Consider the following 19,540-nt stretch of genomic DNA (forward strand, 5'->3'; position numbering starts at 1 on the left):
AGATCGAGAGACTTTATTGCTCAACCAGTATGATAGCGAAAATTAAGCCTACAGTAGGTAAAGTTATGCAAAAAACAGTATTAGTGACGGGGGCTTCCAGCGGAATAGGCTTATGTGCAGCGCAAACACTACGTCAACGAGGTTATCACGTCATCACCACCTGCCGAAAACAGACGGATATCCAACGTTTACAAGAGCTTGGATTTGATACTGTCGCGCTTGATTTAGATGACTCAGACAGTGTTGAAACTGCGGCCCAGCAAATTTTAGCACTTTGCCAAGGACGACTTTTCGGATTATTTAACAATGCGGGATTTGGGGTCTATGGGCCACTAAATACCGTTAGCCGTCAGCAGTTAGAATCTCAATTCTCTACGAATTTTTTCGGAGTCCACCAATTGACCTTCTTACTCCTCCCCGCCATGCTACCCCACCATGAAGGCAGGATAGTGCAAACCAGTTCAGTAATGGGAATTATTTCTACACCAGGTCGCGGTGCTTACGCTGCCAGCAAATATGCGTTAGAAGCTTGGTCCGACGCATTGCGTTTAGAATTAAAGGGCTCTGGAATCCATGTTAGTTTGATTGAACCCGGCCCTATTCACAGTGCATTTACCCAGAATGTGGCACAAACACAACAAGATAAGCCAATAAAAAATCCGGGAATTGCAGCGCGGTTTACGTTAAATCCAGAGCATGTGGTTGAAAAGCTGATTCTAGCATTAGAAAGCCCACGCCCTCGTGTCCGTTACTCCGTCACATTATTAACCGTTTTTGTGCGTATACTAAAACGCATATTGCCAGACAAATTAATGGATAAAATACTGGCAAATCCGGGCAAAAAAGATTGAAAAACCAGAAAAAGCCCCCATTTAAACGACATTAATAACGAATTTAAAAGAGATATTTTATGTTTGATAACGCACAAATTATTGATATTAACGAAACCAATCTACATCAAATCATCGAACAGTCCATGAACATCCCAGTGATGTTCTATTTTTGGTCACCTCGTAGCCCACAAAGCTTAGAATTTACTGGGATGCTCGAGCGTATTGCCAATGATTATGCTGGGTTGTTTATCCTCGCTAAAGTTAACTGTGATGAAGAACAGATGGTTGCGAGCCAGTTTGGTCTTAAAGGTGTCCCCACAGTGTATGTCCTGAAAGACGGCCGCCCTGTTGATGGATTTGAAGGTCCACAACCCGAAGATGCCGTATTGCAAATTCTATCTCGTGTACTGCCAAGCCCTGAAGAGTTAAAAGCGGCGCAAGCAGCTGAGTTTATTGCAGAAGGCAAACTTCAAGAAGCCCTGCCATTACTTAAAGAAGCAAACCAGCTGGCTCCTAAAAATAGCGATATCACCTTTTTATTAGCCGAAACACAAATTGCACTTAATTTAGTGGATGATGCAGAAACACTGCTAGCCACCGTACCAATGCAAGATAAAGATAGCCGTTACCAAGGTTTGGTTGCACAAATCGAACTCATGAAAAAAGCGGCAGACACTCCTGAAATTCAGCAATTGCAGCAAGAATTTAACCAAAATCCTGAAAACACCACTTTGGCCGTTCAACTGGCATTAAAACTTCATGAAGTTAACCGCAATGAAGAAGCCTTAGAAATGTTACTGGCCTTTTTACGTAAAGACCTTAACGCCGGAGAAGGTGCAGTCAGAAAAACCATGATGGATATCATGTCAGCAATGGGAACGGGGGATGCACTTGCCAGCAAGTACCGTCGCCACGTTTATTCATTACTTTACTAGTTAAGGATTACCTATGGATTTGTTCGCGTTTGGTGCTATACCGATTATTATCTTCGTCGCCTTGGTTATTGTTTTTACTTGTGTAAAAACCGTACCTCAAGGCTTTCAATGGACTGTTGAACGTTTTGGCCGCTATACCCGTACGTTACAGCCGGGGCTGCATCTTTTAGTGCCTTTTATGGACAGAATTGGTCGTCGTATCAATATGATGGAACAAGTCCTTGATATTCCATCGCAAGAAGTTATCTCACGCGATAACGCCAACGTCACCATTGATGCGGTGTGTTTTATTCAGGTTATTGATCCCGTACGCGCTGCATATGAAGTTAGTAATTTAGAATTATCTATTCTAAACCTGATCATGACGAACATTCGTACCGTTCTTGGTGCCATGGAACTCGATGAAATGTTATCTCAACGTGATTCCATCAATGGTCGTTTATTGCACGTTGTGGATGAAGCAACCAATCCATGGGGCGTAAAAATTACCCGTATTGAAATTCGTGATGTTAGACCACCAAAAGAATTAGTTAGTGCGATGAATGCTCAGATGAAAGCAGAACGAACCAAACGCGCTGACATTCTAGAAGCTGAAGGTATTCGCCAGGCGGCAATCTTAAAAGCCGAAGGTGAAAAACAATCACAAATTTTAAAAGCTGAAGGTGAACGCCAGTCTGCATTCTTACAAGCTGAAGCCCGTGAAAGAGCCGCGGAAGCTGAAGCCAAAGCAACTCAAATGGTTTCTGATGCTATTGCCGCAGGTAATATGCAAGCAATTAACTACTTTGTTGCACAAAAATATACTGATGCACTCACTAGCATTGGCTCTGCATCAAACAGCAAGGTTATCATGATGCCATTAGAAGCCAGCAATCTGATGGGCGCTATCGGCGGGATCACTGAGCTTATTGGCGAAAGCAAAAAAGCCAGCGATATTAAGAAACAGGAAAAAGCATGATAGAACTTATCAGCACTCAACCCGCATGGTTTTGGCTGTGTCTAGGTGGTTTACTGCTGATTGGTGAACTTCTGGGTACTGGAGGCTACTTGCTGTGGTCAGGTATTGCAGCTGTAGCCGTTGGGATCATCGCATGGGCAATGCCATTCCTCGGTTGGGAATGGCAAGGCATCTTGTTTGCGGTATTTACCGTGGTTTCTGCGGTCTTGTGGCGGAAATGGCTAAGTCACCGTAAAGAGAGTAAAGCTGATGATGTCAACCAAATAAGCCACCAGCTGATTGGTATTAAAGCCCGCTTATTAACGGATACCGAAGAGGGATTTAGCCGAGTACGTTTAGCCGATGGTAGCTGGCGTATTTATAGCGAAATTCCCCTGAAAGCAGACACTGAAGTCGAAGTGATTGCGGTGGATGGAATTACGTTAAAAGTTAAGCCTTACTCTGATGACAGCAGCCACGCGCCAAGTGGTCAATAATCGGACAGTCTGCCCCATCATCACCGGGGCAGGCATCCACTAACTCCTGCAACGTATTGCGAATCGACAGTAACTTGGTAATCGTCTGTTGAATCTCATCGATTTTAGCCATGGTGGCACTTTTCACATCAGAACTATGACGGCTAGGGTTACGAAATAATCCAAGCAATTCACCACACTCTTCCAGCGTGAATCCAACATCTTTAGCTTGTTTTAATAGCATCAGCTCATCAAGATGCCTATCTTTATAATATCGATACCCGTTGTCGCCACGCTCAGGGGGCGTAATCAAACTTTTATCTTCATAAAAACGAATCGCTTTTGCTGTCAGACCCGTTTTTTTGGCAATTTCACTGATATTCATAATTCCCCTTGACCTTACCCTTGTGGGAGGGTTTAACCTTAACAACATAGCGGATTATAGACTGATTTTATGTACAAATTATAGCCCCGTTTTATTTAAGGGCTCGGAGAATCAAAAATGAAAACTATACTAGCCCTGCAAGGCTTAAGCTGCATGCACTGTGTTGGCTCCGTGACAAAAGCACTCGAGGCCCGTGGTGATGTCACTAATCTGAAAGTAACCATCGAATACGCAGTCATCGAAAGTGATGCTAAAGCAGAAGATTTAATTGCCACAATTACCGATGCTGGCTATGAAGCCGTTATTGCGACGACGCCTGATGTTGAACTTCAGCTATCAGGATTAAGCTGCATGAAATGCGCAGGAAAAACTCAGCAAGCGTTAGAAGCGGTTGACGGTGTTGCTGTTGCTGATGTCGATACCAAAGTGGCTAAAGTGTATGGTTCTGCGCCAGCCGCAGATTTAATTGCTGCTGTTGAGGCTGCGGGCTATCACGCAACACTTGCCCAAGAAGAGGGTAATTCCCCAAAAACTGAGCCGCTGATGACATCAGTTGAACAACCGGAAACGGATTCAGCGGCAATTTGTGATATTCCGGCTCAAGAATCTGATTTAGGTGAACAACCTGAAATCAATCCTGCTGATGATAGCATTCAATTGTTATTAGATGGCATGACCTGTGCAAGCTGTGTAAATAAAGTTCAAAAAGCATTAAGTAGCGTTCCCGGCGTCGAAAACGCTCGGGTAAACCTCGCAGAACGTAGCGCATTGATTACAGGAACAGCCAATCCTGATGACTTGATTGCTGCGGTGGTCAAAGCTGGCTACGGCGCAGAAATGATCCAAGATGAAGCTAAGCGTCGTGAGCGCCAGCAAGAAGTGGCTCAAGCTAATATGCGTCGCTTCCGTTGGCAATCTGCTCTAGCTCTCGCCCTTGGTGTCCCTGTGATGATTTGGGGCATGATCGGCGATAACATGATGCTCACTGCCGAAAACAACAACATTTGGCTCACTATCGGGGTGTTAACCCTGTTAGTCATGGTATTTGCTGGTGGGCATTTCTACAAGAACGCATGGCAAAGCCTGAAAAATGGTAGTGCCACGATGGATACCTTAGTTGCCTTGGGTACGGGCGCTGCTTGGCTCTATTCCATCGTGGTTAACCTGTGGCCAGATATGTTCCCAGACCAAGCGCGTCACCTCTATTATGAGGCAAGCGCCATGATCATCGGTCTAATTAACTTAGGTCACGCTTTAGAGCAACGGGCACGTCAGCGCTCATCCAAAGCCCTTGAACGATTATTAGACTTAACACCGCCAACCGCCAGAGTTGTCACCGATCAAGGCGAAGTAGACATGCCTCTAGAGCAAGTGAAAAAAGGCATGATCCTGCGCTTAGCAACAGGCGACCGTGTCCCCGTGGATGGTGAAATTATTGAAGGCGAAGTCTGGTTAGATGAAGCTATGCTGACTGGTGAACCGATCCCTCAACAAAAAAGTAAAGGTGATCAAGTCCATGCAGGAACTGTCGTACAAGATGGTACAGTTCTGTTTCGTGCGGCGGCGGTGGGTAGCCAAACAACCTTAGCTCGAATTATTTATCTGGTTCGTCAGGCACAAAGTAGTAAACCACAAATTGGACAATTGGCTGACCGAATTTCAGCTGTATTTGTTCCCGTTGTTGTGGCTATTGCAGTGATTTCAGGGGCTATCTGGTATTTTGTTGGTCCTGCACCGCAAATCACCTATGCACTGGTTATCACGACAACCGTGTTAATCATCGCTTGTCCTTGTGCTCTTGGCCTTGCGACTCCGATGTCAATTATCTCTGGTGTAGGTCGAGCCGCTGAGTTTGGCGTGTTGGTGCGTGATGCCGATGCGTTACAACAAGCTAGCAACCTCGATACCATTGTGTTCGATAAAACCGGTACCCTGACCGAAGGTATGCCTCAAGTCACCGATATTCATCTATTCAACGAATTCAGTGAGCAAGAAGCTTTACAGCTAGCGGCATCGTTAGAAAGCGGTTCAAATCACCCATTAGCTCGTGCCATCCTCAGCCGTGCAAAAGCGTTGGATATCCCAGCCAATGCGCAATTTAGAACGTTAGCGGGGTTAGGCGTCACCGCCCTCGTTGATGGGAAAACGGTGCTACTGGGTAACCAAAAACTGTTAACACAGAGCCAGATTGATACCCGCCCTATTGAAGAGATCTTGCATCAGCAAGCGTCTTTGGGGGTAACTCCTGTATTACTGGCTGTAGATGGAAAAATTGCGGCACTGTTATCGATCCGTGATCCACTACGTGAAGACAGTATTAGCGCCCTAACCCGTTTGCATAAGCAAGGTTTCCGCTTGGTCATGTTAACTGGCGACAACCCAGTTACTGCGAATGCCATCGCTAAGGAAGCCGGAATTGACGAAGTGATTGCAGGCGTCATGCCAGACGGCAAATCCGCCGCAATCGAAGCGCTGCAAGCAAAAGGTCATCGAGTAGCAATGGTCGGTGATGGGATCAACGATGCGCCTGCCCTAGCTCGTGCTGATGTGGGGATTGCGATGGGTGGCGGTAGTGATATCGCAATTGAAACTGCATCCATTACTTTAATGCGTCAAAGTTTACACGGTGTTGCCGATGCAGTGTCGATTTCAAAAGGTACATTGCGCAATATGAAACAGAACCTATTTGGCGCCTTTGTCTACAATTCATTGGGGATCCCGATTGCCGCAGGGATTTTATATCCACTCACCGGAACATTACTTAATCCGGTCGTTGCCGGGGCAGCAATGGCACTCTCCTCAATTACCGTAGTCAGTAATGCCAACCGCTTACTGCGCTTTAAACCTGAAAAATAATCCCGCCAAGTCACCTTGAGTTCATCAGGGTGACTTTTTTCTCTTTGATTCATCTCAATTAATCGCTCGAATACCTCAGTTAATTTAATATAAGTAGTCTATAATTAAGTGAATTTAATTATTTTTACTGTTTGAGGGTTCCATGTTAAATATTAATCGCGAAAAACTATTGAGCTTAGCCAGTGGCGATATGAAAAAACAGCGTAATACGCTGATCGTCCTAGCGGTACTGCTACTACTGGGAGGCATAGTCTGCCTACTCAACCCAATGGCATCGGGAATTGTCGTCAGTGCTATCGTCGGCGTATTATTAATTTTAAGTGGCGTGGGCGCTATTGTTAGTATTTTAAGCTCAGCCATCTATACAGGCTGGTCGCGTTTATTTGGTTTTGTGATCGGTATTATTTACTGCATCGTCGGTTATGCTTTCATTAAAGAGCCTTTACAAGGCTTAATTGCGATGGCGATTATCATTGCTGCCCTGTTTATCTTCGGGGGTATCCTTCGCCTATATTCAGGTTTTCAACAAATTAAATCTGCCGCTGGTTGGGTTCAATTGATTATTGGTATCTTAGATTTCTTCATTGCTTACTTATTAATTGGCAATGGTCCTATTACCTCAATTGCACTTCTAACAACCTTAATCGGTATTGAAATGATTTTTAGTGCCTTCGGTTTATTCTCTTTATTAAGCTTGTTCAAACGCAAAGCTGAATAATCCCTAAGATTGAGATTCACAACGCGCTTTACTGGCTATCAGTACAGCGCGTTTTTTATAGTTTATGTAAAAAGTGTTTTATTTTGTCTAGCCATTCGCAAATCCCCGCAAGATTGTTTAACCTATTATTCTAATTCGTAATCTAGGGATGACTAGAATATGGGAACGTTTTTCAAAAACCTCAAAAACTGGCTGTATACTGGCACTGCCCCTGTTTATCCCTACCCTGCAATTGATGTCCGCCTTTCCAATCAACTAAAACTGCACATTGTGGGTAGCATCCATATGGGAACTGAAACCATGTTCCCTCTCTCCACCATTTTATTGGATAAGCTTAATCACGCAGATGGTTTAATCGTTGAGGCTGATATCACGGATACCCAAACCTCGTTTCCAGCGCCCACTACACCGATTTCACCAATACGCCAACGGCTGACAGACGGTGAATATTCTCTGTTTTTACAGTATTGCCAAGAAATTCGCCAATCCTCAGATCAATTTGACCACTTGCCATCTTGGCAAGTAGCGTTAGTCATGCAGGCAACACAGGCTCAAGGGTTAGGATTACGCGGTCACTACGGTATTGATTATCAATTAATTCGTAATGTTCAATCACAGCAAAAGCCGATTATTGAGCTAGAAGGCACCGCGGCACAGATAGAATTATTACTGCAACTTCCAGATCAAGGTTTGCCGCTATTGCAAGATACCTTAGTGCATTGGCGCACTAATGCACGTTCACTGCAAACGATGATTAGCTGGTGGCTAGATTATCAACCTGAACATTGCGCTACATTACCCAATACCTTCAGTGAAGACGTTTATAATGTGCTGATGACGCGTCGAAATCAGGAATGGGCAGATAAATTGAAAACATTACCTAATGGCAACTATGTCGTGGCAGTGGGTGCCTTACACCTGTTTGGTGAACATAGTCTGATTGATTATTTACGCAACGATAGTTAATAAACACGGTCATTGAAAAATAAAAGGTATAATTATGACGCCAGCAGTCAAGTTACTCGAAAAACAGAAAATTAAATTCACGCTCCATCCTTATGACCATGATCCCAATGAAAATAACTTTGGGGATGAAGCAGTTCAAAAATTGGGGTTAGATGCAAAACAGGTTTTTAAAACCTTATTAGTTGCACTTAATGGGGATCAAAAAACGTTGGCCGTTGCTGTTACACCAGTTTCTGGTCAACTCGATTTGAAACTGGTCGCCAAAGTCTTTAAAGTCAAAAAAGTCGAAATGGCTGACCCGCAAATTGCACAAAAAACCACGGGTTATTTGCTTGGTGGTATTAGCCCATTGGGGCAAAAGAAGCGGCTTCCGACCGTGATTGATAGCCAAGCTCAAGAGTTTGCTACGATGTTTATTTCTGGTGGAAAACGTGGGCTAGATTTAGAGCTTGCACCAAATGATTTAGCGAGCGTCCTAAATGCAACGTTTGCCGAGATTAAAAAAGATTAATTCACCCCATTGAATCAAAAAGCCCCAATCAAGGGGCTTTTGAGTACAGATTATCCATTATTTATTTTTATAAACAATTTCACCTTTCGGTTCATAATCTGCCACTTTTAATGGCGAATGTTTCTCAATATAGCCTTTGAGCACTTCCGCATCGACAAAGCCTGTATTGACATAGTTTGGATGATTATCGATTGGTGGATAGCCATCACCGCCAATCGCATTAAAGTTTAATGTCGCCATACGGTATGTTTTGTTCTTATCAACAGGCTTGCCATCGATTTTCACATCACTAATGCTACCATCGGCATTCAGCGTAAGTGAGACATTATAAAACTGCCCATACGCACCTGAGTCTGGCTTCATATTTGCAACGGCTTGCAAGTAAGGGAGGACTTCCTCGCCTTTAAAGTCGACATATACCAACTCATTTGCAAATGGCTGTACTTTTAATACATCTTTGTAGGTGATATCGCCACTCTCGATAGAGTCACGTACACCGCCACCACTCATGATAGCGAAATCAGCCCCTGCACGCTCTTTTTGTGCCGCCAGCAATAAATGCCCCATATTGGTCTGTTCAAAACGAACTTTATTGCGGTCACCGACTAATTTCCCATCCACGGACCCCACTTTGACGCCTAGTTGCTGGTCACCTTTATCTTGGTATGGTGTCAGTAATTTGGTCATTTCTGGATTATGTGCGATTTCTTGGGTGTAATAGACATATTCCGTTGTGTCATCGTCTTTCTTCACTTTCTTCTTCAAGTTAATCGGGATTAACTGGTAGTGTTTTAATGTGAATTTGCCATTTTTAAATTCAAAATCTGCACGACCGACATATTTACCCCATTCATGGGCTTGAACAATCCAAGTCCCATTTTGGTTATCTGGCGCGCATGCTGTTCCCGGAACATACTCTTCTTGTTTATAGTTTTTGTTCTCTTGGGACATACAAACAGGATCTTGTGAGTGGCCACCCACTATCATGTCTAAATATCCTTCCGGTAAGCTACGAGCCATTTCTACATCACCAGGGGCATTAGAACCATGATTACCATTGTCATAATGTCCCATATGGGTTGCGGCGATAATAATATCTGGCTTCTCTGTCGCACGCAGCTCTTCAACCACTTTCTTGGCTTCTGCTGCTGGAACTCGGAATTCCACATCAGGGAAGTTAGCTGGGTTACCAATCTTGGCCGTATCATCTGTTGTTAAGCCAAGAACTGCGATTTTCACCCCTTGCTTATCAAAAACCTGATAAGGCTTAAATAGGCGTTTGCCAGTACTGGTCTGATAAATATTGGCTGATAAGAATGGGAAGGTTGCCCATTTTTCTTGCTGTTTTAATACCTCTAGAGGGTTATCAAACTCATGGTTACCTAATGCCATAGCATCGTAACCCACTAAGTTCATTCCTTTAAAATCAGGTTCAGCATCTTGTAAATCTGATTCCGGAACACCGGTATTAATATCACCGCCAGAAAGTAATAATACACTGCCACCTTGCTTTGTCACTTCGTCACGAATTTGATCTACAACGGTTTTTTGTGCAGCTAAACCATACTCGCCTTTTTCGTTGTGCCAAAAGTGACCATGATGATCATTGGTGTGTAAGATAGTGATATTGTAAGTTTTATCTTTTTCCCACGCATTTGCCATCATAGCTGGCAATAACGCCAAAGAGACGGTCAATGCACATGCGGAAGCCTTAAATGTCAATTTCATACATTCTCCCTGAGAGAGGAATTTTTCTACGAATGAGGTAGAGGATTGAGTGTCACCGAAAACAGTCTTATAGCACAAAAACCACGATAGGATCTGAGCACTACTGCATAATAAGAAAGCCGTTGCAGAGAAATGAGATCTAAGTCGTATAATTTATTTAATCAATTTTACAAAGTGCCTCATATTGCCATTTCAATAATTTCTAAATTAGTTATATTGGTTACAATTGCGTAACAAACTAAAGTGGTTATTAAAATGAGTGAGCAAACTGCGCCAACGAGTGGAACAAAGCCAACGAATAAGACAGGAAAAACGGTCTTTAGTATCCTGACTGCAATTAGTTTTTCCCATTTACTGAATGACATGATCCAGTCGTTGATTCTGGCGATTTATCCTTTACTACAATCTGATTTCTCCCTCAGTTTTGCTCAAATTGGGATGATTACCCTGACCTACCAAGTTACCGCTTCACTATTACAGCCGGTGATTGGTTACTACACGGATAAACACCCGCAGCCATACTCATTACCCATTGGTATGGGTTTTACTTTAACGGGGTTATTGCTGCTAGCGATGGCGGAAACTTTCCCAATGATATTAATTGCCGCGGCATTAGTGGGAACGGGGTCATCGGTATTTCACCCTGAATCCTCTCGAGTTGCACGTATGGCATCTGGTGGCCGCCATGGCTTAGCTCAGTCCTTTTTCCAAGTTGGGGGAAACCTAGGCGCTTCGTTAGGCCCGCTACTTGCTGCTTTAGTTATTGAACCGTATGGCAAAGGCAATATCGGTTGGTTCTCCTTTGCCGCCTTGCTCGCTATCATTATTCTATTGCAAGTCAGTAGCTGGTATAAACAACAGCATCGTGCAGCGAAAAAAATGCCGATTAATTCTAGTGATATCAAAATATTGCCAAGAAAAGTCGTTATCGGTTCTTTGAGTATTTTGCTTATTTTGATTTTCTCAAAGTATTTCTATCTAGCAAGTATTAGCAGCTACTACACATTCTATTTAATCGATAAATTTGGCGTTTCCGTACAAAACGCCCAAATCCACCTGTTTGTGTTTTTATTTGCTGTTGCTGCTGGAACAATGATTGGAGGTCCTATCGGTGATAAGATTGGACGCAAATATGTTATTTGGTTCTCAATCCTTGGCGTAGCGCCGTTTACCTTACTTTTACCTCACGCTTCATTATTCTGGACTGGGGTGCTCACCGTGATTATCGGTATGATCCTTGCCTCAGCATTCTCCGCAATACTCGTGTATGCTCAAGAGCTTATTCCAGGTAAAACAGGAATGGTTTCAGGTTTGTTTTTTGGCCTAGCCTTTGGTATGGGTGGCGTTGGGGCAGCCGTTCTTGGGTACATTGCCGACCAAACCAGCATTGAGCAAGTTTATCAATACTGTGCATTTTTACCATTACTGGGGATTTTCACTGTATTACTACCAAATATTAGCAATAAATAGAATTATAACCTTATTTTATCTATACTTATGAAAATATAAGTATAGATAATCCAGTATTTATTTCACAAAAGATACCCACAATTATGATAAAAATGAAAATCTTGTAACGATTTAGCACCATCACCTCGATTTTTTTTAGAAAAAATGTATTTTTTTAAAGAAATTTATCTCCAAAACCGTTAAAATACAAAAATCATGCAATTTGTGTTTCAAAATGGTGATAAACACCATCAACATTTTGAAAGTCAAAGGCATGTACCCACCTTTTTATACATAAATAACCCAGAGGAGACTAAATGGAGCATTCAACGCCCTTAATTACAACCATTGTTGGTGGTCTCGCCCTTGCATACTTATTAGGAATGCTTGCTCAGCGCTTAAAAATATCCCCGCTTGTGGGGTATCTCATGGCGGGAGTATTAGCTGGCCCTTTTACCCCCGGATTTGTTGCTGATACTACATTAGCCCCTGAACTCGCAGAGATCGGGGTCATTCTATTGATGTTTGGTGTCGGTTTGCACTTCTCATTGAAAGATTTGTTAGCTGTAAAAGCCATCGCTATCCCCGGTGCAATCGCCCAAATTGCTGTAGCAACCTTATTAGGTCTCGGCTTATCCATGTTATTCGGATGGGGGATATTTACAGGTATCGTCTTTGGCCTATGTCTCTCAACAGCAAGTACCGTTGTATTACTACGCGCCCTTGAAGAGCGGCAATTGATTGAAAGTCAGCGTGGACAAATTGCGATTGGCTGGCTGATCGTAGAAGACTTAGCCATGGTACTGACCTTGGTTCTCCTACCTGCCGCTGCAGGAATTATGGAAAGCAATGAGACCAGTATTGTTGAATTATCCATGAGCCTAGCTTGGACCATTGGTAAAGTTGTCGCCTTTATTCTGATCATGATTGTAGTCGGGCGTAAAGTTATCCCATGGATATTATCCCGTACTGCCTCAACCGGTTCCCGAGAGTTATTTACGCTTGCAGTTTTAGCTCTCGCATTGGGTATTGCCTATGCTGCTGTCGCAATTTTTGATGCTTCATTCGCATTAGGTGCTTTCTTCGCCGGTATGGTACTGAATGAATCCGAGCTTAGCCACCGTGCGGCTCAAGATACATTACCGCTGCGTGATGCTTTTGCAGTACTGTTCTTTGTGTCTGTGGGCATGTTATTCGACCCTATCGTACTCATCGAACAACCGTTGGGAATTCTAGCGGTTCTTGCCATCATCATTATTGGTAAATCTGCGGCGGCGTTGGTACTCGTTCGAATGTTCGGGCACTCACGGCGAACCGCATTAACCATTTCAGTCAGCTTGGCACAGATTGGTGAGTTTGCCTTTATTCTGGCTGGTATGGGGCTGACTCTTGGCGTGATGGATAAAGATGCACAAAACTTAGTCTTAGCCGGTGCAATTGTTTCTATCATGCTCAATCCGATATTGTTCACCTTATTGGATAAGTATCTGGAAAAAACCGAAACTATCGAAGAACAACTGCTTGAAGAAACACTGGAAGAAGAAACGCAAATTCCAGTGAATATTTGTGGCCACGCGGTGATTGTTGGTTATGGTCGAGTTGGCGGTATGCTCGCAGACAAACTACGTCGTCGTGAAATTCCACTCGTGGTGGTTGAAGATACTCGAGCCCGCTTTGAAGAACTTGCTGAAAATGGTTTCTGTGCAATTTTAGGCAACGGAGCCAGTAAAGAAATTCTAAACTTAGCCCGTATCGAATGTGCAAAATCCCTATTGCTTACCATTCCTAATGGCTATGAAGCAGGTGAGATTGTCGCAACCGCTAAAGAACTCAATCCGAATATTACTGTTGTTGTTCGTGCTCATTACGATGATGAAGTTAGCTTTATCAAAGAACGTGGCGCTGACCATATTATTATTGGGGAGCATGAGATTGCGAAATCGATGGCAACCTTAATGTGTAATGATATTGAAGAGTTCGGCTGCACTATTACTGATTTTACAGATAATGATAGTAATAAAGGCGAGAGTAAAAATTTAGATGAATATCTAAAACCGAGCCACTAACCACCTATAATAAAAGCCGTAACCTATTAAAAGTTACGGCTTTTTTATTTGAATTTAAAAATCAATTTACTAACTGTTCAATAAATTCTTCATTTGTCCAAACTGGCAAACCTTTATCTTTAAAGAATTGAATCTCAGCAGCCACACCACCACTTTTCTCCCAGCCTGGTAATGTTAAAACAATCAATCCATCACAACGCTTTAAAAACGCCATATCAATCTCTGACCAAGCTACTTTTTGCCCTTGAGAAGCTAGATATTGGTTAATTGGATGGGTCATCGTAATTTGGCTATACGTTGCAATCCCCTTAACCGCTAGTTCAGCAGCAAATTGAGTGCACGTTTGGAAGCGCATTTCTACGACTTCACTATCTGGGTCTGAATATGGGCAAGCAATAAAGTAGAGTTTCATTTGGTTCCCTTGTGTGTATTTTTGACCATTTTTAGATAAAGTAACCCCATGAAAAATAATTTAATTATTTTCCTTGGGGTGCTAAATTAAATTTTTTAGTACTGTGGTTTGCGATGAACTATTGAATATCAGCAATAATAATTTTCGTATTTGGACGCTTTTTATTTTCTGTAAACTTAAAATCTTTACTGGTTGTCACTAGAAAATCAATATTCTCCCATCCAGCTACGAAGTTAATCGCATGCTTATGCGCTTTAGTGCCATCCGCTAACACCATTAACTTATCGCTATTTTCCATCATTTTTTGCGCTATTGCTGCTTCATCAACATGCTGATCCATAACGCCATGTTGAGGATGGAAAGCTCCCGCGCCAATAACTGCATAGTCGGCAAAAAACTCAGTAATATTCTTCAGAGCAATTGCCCCTAAACAGGCATTTTGTGCCGCATTAAATTGACCACCAATGAGAATGGTTTCAATCGTTGTATTTTCCTGCAACGTATTGGCTAATAAGGGTGAATTGGTAATTACCGTAATATTATCAATCAATTTAATTCGCTGGCTAAATTCAAAAGTGGTCGTTCCAAAATCAATAAATAGCGTGTCACCGGGCTTAATCAACTCAGCGGCTTTTGCTGCAATTGCCCTTTTTTCATCGACAGCTGCTTGCGCTCTTTCTGTAAAATTACGCTCAAATTTAGACTGAATGTTGACCGCACCACCATGAACTTTCTTCAATAATTTTTGAGTTTCTAGTTTGCTAAGATCTCGACGGATAGTTTCCTGCGCCACATTAAAATGTGTTGCAAGCTCCTGTACATACACTTGCCCTTGAGTAGATAGCATCTCAATGATGGTTTGATGTCGTACTTTAGAGGAGCGCCCTTCACACATAGTTTAATCCTTCTTGACCATTTAACATTTCCAGCACTATACAACAGTGACTGTAATTTCAGTAGCACTCGGCTGTATTTTTGTTAAATCGATATTTTTCAGCAAAATACGTCGCGTCGGTAAACAGCGGTGGCGTTTCTCATACAGGAGTGAATTTCCAGCCATAACTCGGATAGTCCCAGTCACCGCTGTGTTGACTTTAATGTTGAAATCAACATTTTTGCCAGAGATACTCGCCATATCAATACAAGCAGGAACCGTAAACCGGATAGGCTCGGCAAACTGTACTGGCAATTTACAAACTGACTGAGATATCTCTCTATGATGATTAGCCAGTAAATCATCTGCAATATATTGGCCAGTCAATAGCCCCTCCTGATAACACTGATCCCCCATATCCGCTGGGTGTAACATATTACCCGCAGCGTAATAACAGGCATCCGAACAGCGTCCCCATTGGTCGGTATTTGGTTTCCCCGTACTGGCTTCATATTCAAGATGACTTTTACGGATCAGTGTATTTTCACCAACAAATCCCCCCGTAAAAATTACAGAGTCACAGACTATTTTGTGAGATTTTCCTGCGGTTTCTACCATCACATACTCAACGCGGTCTAGCCCACCAATTTCAGTGATTTTACTCTTTAAATAAACGGGTGTTCCCATGGCTTTGGCAAATAACGTTGCAGGCTTGAACGAAAGAATTCGTTCACCACTTTCGATCATTGCTTGAGCTTTAACTCCCGCATTTTTTAACGTCCATAGAGCAGAGAAACTAACGAGCTCACTGCCCACAATCACTGGATTTAAACACGGCTTTTTACCCGTGAGATAAACGAATTGTTGGAGTGCCCCCGCCGTCAATATTCCTTGAGGTCTTAATCCTGAAACCAAGCGAGGATGACGAGGCGTTTCACGTACCCCTGTCGCAATTAAAATACGTTTTCCTCGCATTTCAACGACGCCCTCAGGCATGCTGACTGTCAATACACCATTAGGTTGCAATTGAGTCACTGTACTTCGAGTAAAAATCCTCGTATCACCTAAATCCTTGATGATTTTCTCTGCAAATTTATTGCCTTTCATTGGGCGTTTAAAGGCAAGTACGCCAAAGGTAGGATGCTGGCAATGGCGAGGAACACCCCCTGCATGAGCTTCACGCTCCAAAATAGCAATATTATGGATCCCACGACGACGTAGAGTTTGCGCGGCAGCTACTCCAGCAGGACCAGAACCAATAATGATCACATCATAATTAAAACTCATTTCACGGCCTCCACGGCTAATGTGTTGTCAAAGCGACCATTAATTATTTCAGCCACCTGACTGCTGCAATAAAAACCATTGCAACGCCCCATCATGACCCGGGTTCTACGGCGTAGAGCACCTAAACACTCAGGAGGAATATCAGAGTCAAATGCAGCTTCAATTTCTCGCTGAGTCACTAATTCACAGTGACAAACAATGCCGCCATTACTTTTACATTGATAGTCCCGTTTATCGTATTCAGATAACATTGGCATGGTTGGCCAAATTAGCTCTGTTGGTGGTGATAGTTCAAATAATGGCGTGAAATTTTCTTGATAAAGCTTTCCAAGGTGATTAGCAACACCCAGCGCTGCGGTTAAACCCGTCGAACGAATTCCCCCAGCACATATCCACTGTTTATCTGGATAATCATTAATTCGATAATGTTTTTCTTCTGTTGCAGGACGAAGACCCGCATACGTTGCCGTCACACTGTAATTATGTAACGAAGGAAGCATTCGTGAGCCTTGGTCAATTAAATCTTGAAGAACGTCTTCTTTTACTTCGGCTTTCCAACGGTCACTCTGCTCTTCTGCGGTTGGCCCCAGTAATAAGTTGCCAAAGATAGTTTTTGAGAGCAATACGCCTTTAGTGATGGCAGTTGGTACAGGTAAAATGATCGCATTAATATCCGCAGCTGCCGCTTTGTCATACACTAAAAATTGCCCTTTGCGCGGCTTAATTTCAAATGGAGATGGATGGCAGATAGATTCCACAATATCCCCATTAATTCCAGCACAGTTAATCACTAAACGGGCAGAAAATTCACCTTTAGATGTGACTAATTTCCAGATTCCCTCATTTAGCTCACCCGCGGTCACTTCGCAGTGAAACTGATATTCAGCCCCATGTTTTACGGCTTGAGTTAAATAAGCCAGCGGGGTACTCCATGGGTCAATGACCGCTTCTCCAGGAACTTCGACTGCGGCAAGCGCCCCCGATGCTAAATGAGGTTCCCGACGATAAAGTTCGTCTTTATCGATCATCCCCACATCTAGAACATGGTTTGTATGCGCCTGTTCTACAATACCGGGTAATTTGCTCCGCTGCTCGTCGTTCCAAGCAACGACGAGTGCCCCTGTTTTGAGTAATGGTAAATTCATTTTTTCTCTAATATCAATGAATTCCTGATACCCATCTTGCATACATTCAAGTTCTAAAGTCCCTGGTGTGGCATCAAAACCTGTATGTAACAGTGCGCTATTTGCCTTACTGGCTCCAGATAGAATATCGCCGCCACGTTCTAGTAGCAGCGTATTGGCCCCCATCAATGTGAATTTTCGTGTCACCGCACAGCCAATGACACCACCGCCAATGACAATGACATCCCAAATTTTTTTATTATTAATATTCATGGCTGAAATCCTTAATCTCAAACTTGAACACATAAAACCACATAATTCCCACAATCACAATAATTAAAACAACACAACTCACAGGAATAACTCAACAACCTCTCACATTGTTACTTTATTGTGACAGTTCTCACATTCATAGAAGTTATTGTGAGTTTTTTGTGGATTTTATTTCCGATTAAACGATAGTAAGCAAAAAAACAAACCAATTAACAACATTTATAACACTGGGGAATTCACCGATGCTCAATCAACGTTATGCCGCTATCGATCAGGGAACAACGGGAACCCGGGTCGTCGTCTTTGAAGAAGGGGGTCACTACCACTCTCCGATGAGTATTCCTCATAAACAGATCACACTGAACAGTGGTTGGGTGGAACATGATCCTGAAGAGATTCTGGCCAACATTATAAAGTGTCTAAATAGTTGTGAGGTTGTGGATGCGATTGGTATTTGTCACCAAGGGGAAAGTATTGTTGCATGGGATTCTGAAACTAAACATCCCCTGTATAACGCAATTGTTTGGCAAGATCTTCGCACAGAAAAAACGATTCAAAAACTTAAAGATGCGGGATTGGAATCCATTGTACAGGCTAAATCTGGGTTACCGTTAGACCCTTATTTTTCCGCCAGTAAGATGGGTTGGATCATTGATAACGTCGTTGGAGCAAAATCACTTGCAGATAAAAATCGTCTACGAATTGGCACTATGGATGCCTTTTTCCTAGACCGATTATGCGATGTGTTCGTCACTGATTATAACTCTGCATCACGCACCTCACTGCTGAATATCCATACCTTGGAATGGGATCCACAGCTGTGTGAAATTTTTGGTGTTCCTATTCACTGCTTACCACCACTGCGCGATAACATTGGTGATTTTGGTGCCATTAATCTCGATGGGCATCTCACGCCAGTCACCGCCATTATTGTTGATCAGTTTGCCGGAACCTTTGGTCATGGTTGCCGTAATCAAGGGGATGCCAAAATTACCTTTGGAACTGGGGCATTCTTGCAGGCACTAACAGGCAATGATATTCCCCAAACCCATGAATCAGGTTTACTGCCTACCCTATGCTGGAAATTCCCAGGGGAGGCACCAGTTTTTGGCTTGGATGGAGGAGTCTATAACGCAGCCTCAGCCGTCAATTGGGCTAGAAAAATTGGCCTATTTGATGACTTTGATGAATTAACCGATTTTCGTGATGAATCAGCCATTAAACGCGGTTTAGCCTTTGTTCCTGCGCTATCTGGTTTGGGTTGTCCATATTGGGATCGCAGTGCCGCAGGGCTGTGGGCGGGGCTTTCATTAGATACCGATAAGAAAGATATGATGCAATCGATATTAGAAGGGATTGCCGCTCGCTCTGCGGAAGTTATTTTTGCAATGGAGAAGATTTCCCCATTAGGACAATCCATTTCTGTGGATGGGGGGCTATCGTCAAATCAGTACTTTAAGCAGTTTTTAGCCAATTTATTACAAAAAAATATTGAAGCACCAGCAAATCGTGAAGTCACAGCTCTCGGGGCCGCCTTACTTGCTCGTAAAGGTTTAGGGATCACCCATGACATGGCAGTAAGACGCAATACCAGTATCACACGCCCTGATGGCACGAATATGCAGGGCGTAATGGAACAGTATCGCGACATTATTGCCCGTTCTCGCCAGCTCAGAAATTAATTTTCCAACAATAAAAAAGAAAGGAAAC

17 protein-coding genes are annotated in these 19,540 nt (G+C 43.0%); 11 read left to right on the top strand and 6 right to left on the bottom strand.

The features are described 5' to 3' along the window. Positions 1 to 65: 65 nt before the first annotated feature. The 4 genes from PROVRUST_RS12035 to PROVRUST_RS12050 are packed head-to-tail and all read left to right on the top strand — an operon-like array spanning position 66 to position 3,202. Positions 66 to 851 (top strand): SDR family oxidoreductase, encoded by a 786-nt coding sequence (locus tag PROVRUST_RS12035; RefSeq protein ID WP_039855170.1) that lies wholly within the window; start codon positions 66 to 68, stop codon positions 849 to 851. A gap of 59 nt (positions 852 to 910) precedes the next feature. Next, a complete protein-coding gene (locus tag PROVRUST_RS12040; protein ID WP_006815107.1) occupies positions 911 to 1,768 on the top strand; it encodes a co-chaperone YbbN in 858 nt (285 codons plus the stop codon). Between the two features lie 13 nt (positions 1,769 to 1,781). Further along, positions 1,782 to 2,726, top strand: a complete 945-nt coding sequence (locus tag PROVRUST_RS12045; RefSeq protein WP_006815108.1) for an SPFH domain-containing protein — start codon at positions 1,782 to 1,784, stop codon at positions 2,724 to 2,726. Then, positions 2,723 to 3,202, top strand: a complete 480-nt coding sequence (locus PROVRUST_RS12050; protein ID WP_006815109.1) for an NfeD family protein — start codon at positions 2,723 to 2,725, stop codon at positions 3,200 to 3,202. Before PROVRUST_RS12045 ends, PROVRUST_RS12050 begins: the two co-directional genes overlap by 4 nt. Here the strand turns inward: PROVRUST_RS12050 and cueR are convergent. Then, positions 3,156 to 3,566, bottom strand: a complete 411-nt coding sequence (gene cueR, locus PROVRUST_RS12055) for a Cu(I)-responsive transcriptional regulator (protein WP_039855171.1) — start codon at positions 3,564 to 3,566, stop codon at positions 3,156 to 3,158. The genes PROVRUST_RS12050 and cueR overlap by 47 nt on opposite strands. A 117-nt stretch (positions 3,567 to 3,683) precedes the next feature. On the opposite strand from cueR, the gene copA reads away from it, so the two are divergent. The 4 genes from copA (at position 3,684) to ybaK (ending at position 8,617) form a co-directional block, all read left to right on the top strand. Next, positions 3,684 to 6,422: a copper-exporting P-type ATPase CopA gene (gene copA / locus PROVRUST_RS12060; protein ID WP_006815110.1), complete on the top strand. Its 2,739-nt coding sequence runs from the start codon at positions 3,684 to 3,686 to the stop codon at positions 6,420 to 6,422. A 142-nt stretch (positions 6,423 to 6,564) separates the two neighbouring features. Further along, on the top strand, positions 6,565 to 7,140 hold the full coding sequence (locus PROVRUST_RS12065; RefSeq protein ID WP_006815111.1) for an HdeD family acid-resistance protein: 576 nt from the start codon (positions 6,565 to 6,567) through the stop codon (positions 7,138 to 7,140). 159 nt (positions 7,141 to 7,299) lie between these two features. Next, positions 7,300 to 8,106, top strand: coding sequence for a TraB/GumN family protein (locus PROVRUST_RS12070; protein WP_006815112.1), 807 nt, complete (start codon positions 7,300 to 7,302; stop codon positions 8,104 to 8,106). Between the two features lie 34 nt (positions 8,107 to 8,140). Next, complete coding sequence (ybaK, locus tag PROVRUST_RS12075) at positions 8,141 to 8,617, top strand: Cys-tRNA(Pro)/Cys-tRNA(Cys) deacylase YbaK (protein WP_006815113.1); 477 nt, start codon at positions 8,141 to 8,143, stop codon at positions 8,615 to 8,617. Between the two features lie 57 nt (positions 8,618 to 8,674). Here the strand turns inward: ybaK and ushA are convergent, their stop codons facing one another. Beyond that, positions 8,675 to 10,345 (bottom strand): bifunctional UDP-sugar hydrolase/5'-nucleotidase UshA, encoded by a 1,671-nt coding sequence (gene ushA, locus PROVRUST_RS12080; RefSeq protein WP_006815115.1) that lies wholly within the window; start codon positions 10,343 to 10,345, stop codon positions 8,675 to 8,677. A 255-nt stretch (positions 10,346 to 10,600) separates the two neighbouring features. Here ushA and PROVRUST_RS12085 point away from each other — a divergent pair, with 255 nt between their 5' ends. Together PROVRUST_RS12085 and ybaL are read left to right on the top strand one after the other, a co-directional pair. Further along, positions 10,601 to 11,815, top strand: a complete 1,215-nt coding sequence (locus tag PROVRUST_RS12085) for an MFS transporter (RefSeq protein WP_006815117.1) — start codon at positions 10,601 to 10,603, stop codon at positions 11,813 to 11,815. A 296-nt stretch (positions 11,816 to 12,111) separates the two neighbouring features. Beyond that, positions 12,112 to 13,860, top strand: a complete 1,749-nt coding sequence (gene ybaL, locus PROVRUST_RS12090; protein WP_006815119.1) for a YbaL family putative K(+) efflux transporter — start codon at positions 12,112 to 12,114, stop codon at positions 13,858 to 13,860. 61 nt (positions 13,861 to 13,921) lie between these two features. Here ybaL and PROVRUST_RS12095 read toward each other — a convergent pair whose 3' ends face one another. From PROVRUST_RS12095 to PROVRUST_RS12110, 4 genes are all read right to left on the bottom strand, one after another. Next, the gene (locus PROVRUST_RS12095) at positions 13,922 to 14,272 is read right to left on the bottom strand and encodes a DUF1937 family protein (protein WP_006815120.1); all 351 of its coding nucleotides are present in this window, start codon (positions 14,270 to 14,272) and stop codon (positions 13,922 to 13,924) included. A 118-nt stretch (positions 14,273 to 14,390) separates the two neighbouring features. After that, a complete protein-coding gene (locus tag PROVRUST_RS12100; RefSeq protein ID WP_039855172.1) occupies positions 14,391 to 15,167 on the bottom strand; it encodes a DeoR/GlpR family DNA-binding transcription regulator in 777 nt (258 codons plus the stop codon). A gap of 36 nt (positions 15,168 to 15,203) precedes the next feature. Next, on the bottom strand, positions 15,204 to 16,433 hold the full coding sequence (locus tag PROVRUST_RS12105) for an FAD-dependent oxidoreductase (RefSeq protein ID WP_006815122.1): 1,230 nt from the start codon (positions 16,431 to 16,433) through the stop codon (positions 15,204 to 15,206). After that, positions 16,430 to 17,830: an NAD(P)/FAD-dependent oxidoreductase gene (locus PROVRUST_RS12110; RefSeq protein ID WP_006815123.1), complete on the bottom strand. Its 1,401-nt coding sequence runs from the start codon at positions 17,828 to 17,830 to the stop codon at positions 16,430 to 16,432. Before PROVRUST_RS12110 ends, PROVRUST_RS12105 begins: the two co-directional genes overlap by 4 nt. 242 nt (positions 17,831 to 18,072) lie before the next feature. Here PROVRUST_RS12110 and PROVRUST_RS12115 point away from each other — a divergent pair, with 242 nt between their 5' ends. Beyond that, positions 18,073 to 19,512: an FGGY family carbohydrate kinase gene (locus PROVRUST_RS12115; RefSeq protein ID WP_006815124.1), complete on the top strand. Its 1,440-nt coding sequence runs from the start codon at positions 18,073 to 18,075 to the stop codon at positions 19,510 to 19,512. The last annotated feature ends 28 nt before the right edge of the window (positions 19,513 to 19,540 follow it).

The organism is Providencia rustigianii DSM 4541 (genome assembly GCF_000156395.1).
GTDB lineage: Bacteria > Pseudomonadota > Gammaproteobacteria > Enterobacterales > Enterobacteriaceae > Providencia > Providencia rustigianii.

Coding starts and splice junctions, on each gene's coding strand:
- PROVRUST_RS12095 (WP_006815120.1), bottom strand. CDS start 14,272: ATGAAACTCTACTTTATTGCTTGCCCATATTCAGACCCAGATAGTGAA.
- PROVRUST_RS12070 (WP_006815112.1), top strand. CDS start 7,300: ATGGGAACGTTTTTCAAAAACCTCAAAAACTGGCTGTATACTGGCACT.
- PROVRUST_RS12105 (WP_006815122.1), bottom strand. CDS start 16,433: ATGAGTTTTAATTATGATGTGATCATTATTGGTTCTGGTCCTGCTGGA.
- cueR (WP_039855171.1), bottom strand. CDS start 3,566: ATGAATATCAGTGAAATTGCCAAAAAAACGGGTCTGACAGCAAAAGCG.
- PROVRUST_RS12035 (WP_039855170.1), top strand. CDS start 66: ATGCAAAAAACAGTATTAGTGACGGGGGCTTCCAGCGGAATAGGCTTA.
- PROVRUST_RS12110 (WP_006815123.1), bottom strand. CDS start 17,830: ATGAATATTAATAATAAAAAAATTTGGGATGTCATTGTCATTGGCGGT.
- ushA (WP_006815115.1), bottom strand. CDS start 10,345: ATGAAATTGACATTTAAGGCTTCCGCATGTGCATTGACCGTCTCTTTG.
- ybaL (WP_006815119.1), top strand. CDS start 12,112: ATGGAGCATTCAACGCCCTTAATTACAACCATTGTTGGTGGTCTCGCC.
- copA (WP_006815110.1), top strand. CDS start 3,684: ATGAAAACTATACTAGCCCTGCAAGGCTTAAGCTGCATGCACTGTGTT.
- PROVRUST_RS12065 (WP_006815111.1), top strand. CDS start 6,565: ATGTTAAATATTAATCGCGAAAAACTATTGAGCTTAGCCAGTGGCGAT.
- PROVRUST_RS12045 (WP_006815108.1), top strand. CDS start 1,782: ATGGATTTGTTCGCGTTTGGTGCTATACCGATTATTATCTTCGTCGCC.
- PROVRUST_RS12115 (WP_006815124.1), top strand. CDS start 18,073: ATGCTCAATCAACGTTATGCCGCTATCGATCAGGGAACAACGGGAACC.
- PROVRUST_RS12050 (WP_006815109.1), top strand. CDS start 2,723: ATGATAGAACTTATCAGCACTCAACCCGCATGGTTTTGGCTGTGTCTA.
- PROVRUST_RS12085 (WP_006815117.1), top strand. CDS start 10,601: ATGAGTGAGCAAACTGCGCCAACGAGTGGAACAAAGCCAACGAATAAG.
- PROVRUST_RS12100 (WP_039855172.1), bottom strand. CDS start 15,167: ATGTGTGAAGGGCGCTCCTCTAAAGTACGACATCAAACCATCATTGAG.
- ybaK (WP_006815113.1), top strand. CDS start 8,141: ATGACGCCAGCAGTCAAGTTACTCGAAAAACAGAAAATTAAATTCACG.
- PROVRUST_RS12040 (WP_006815107.1), top strand. CDS start 911: ATGTTTGATAACGCACAAATTATTGATATTAACGAAACCAATCTACAT.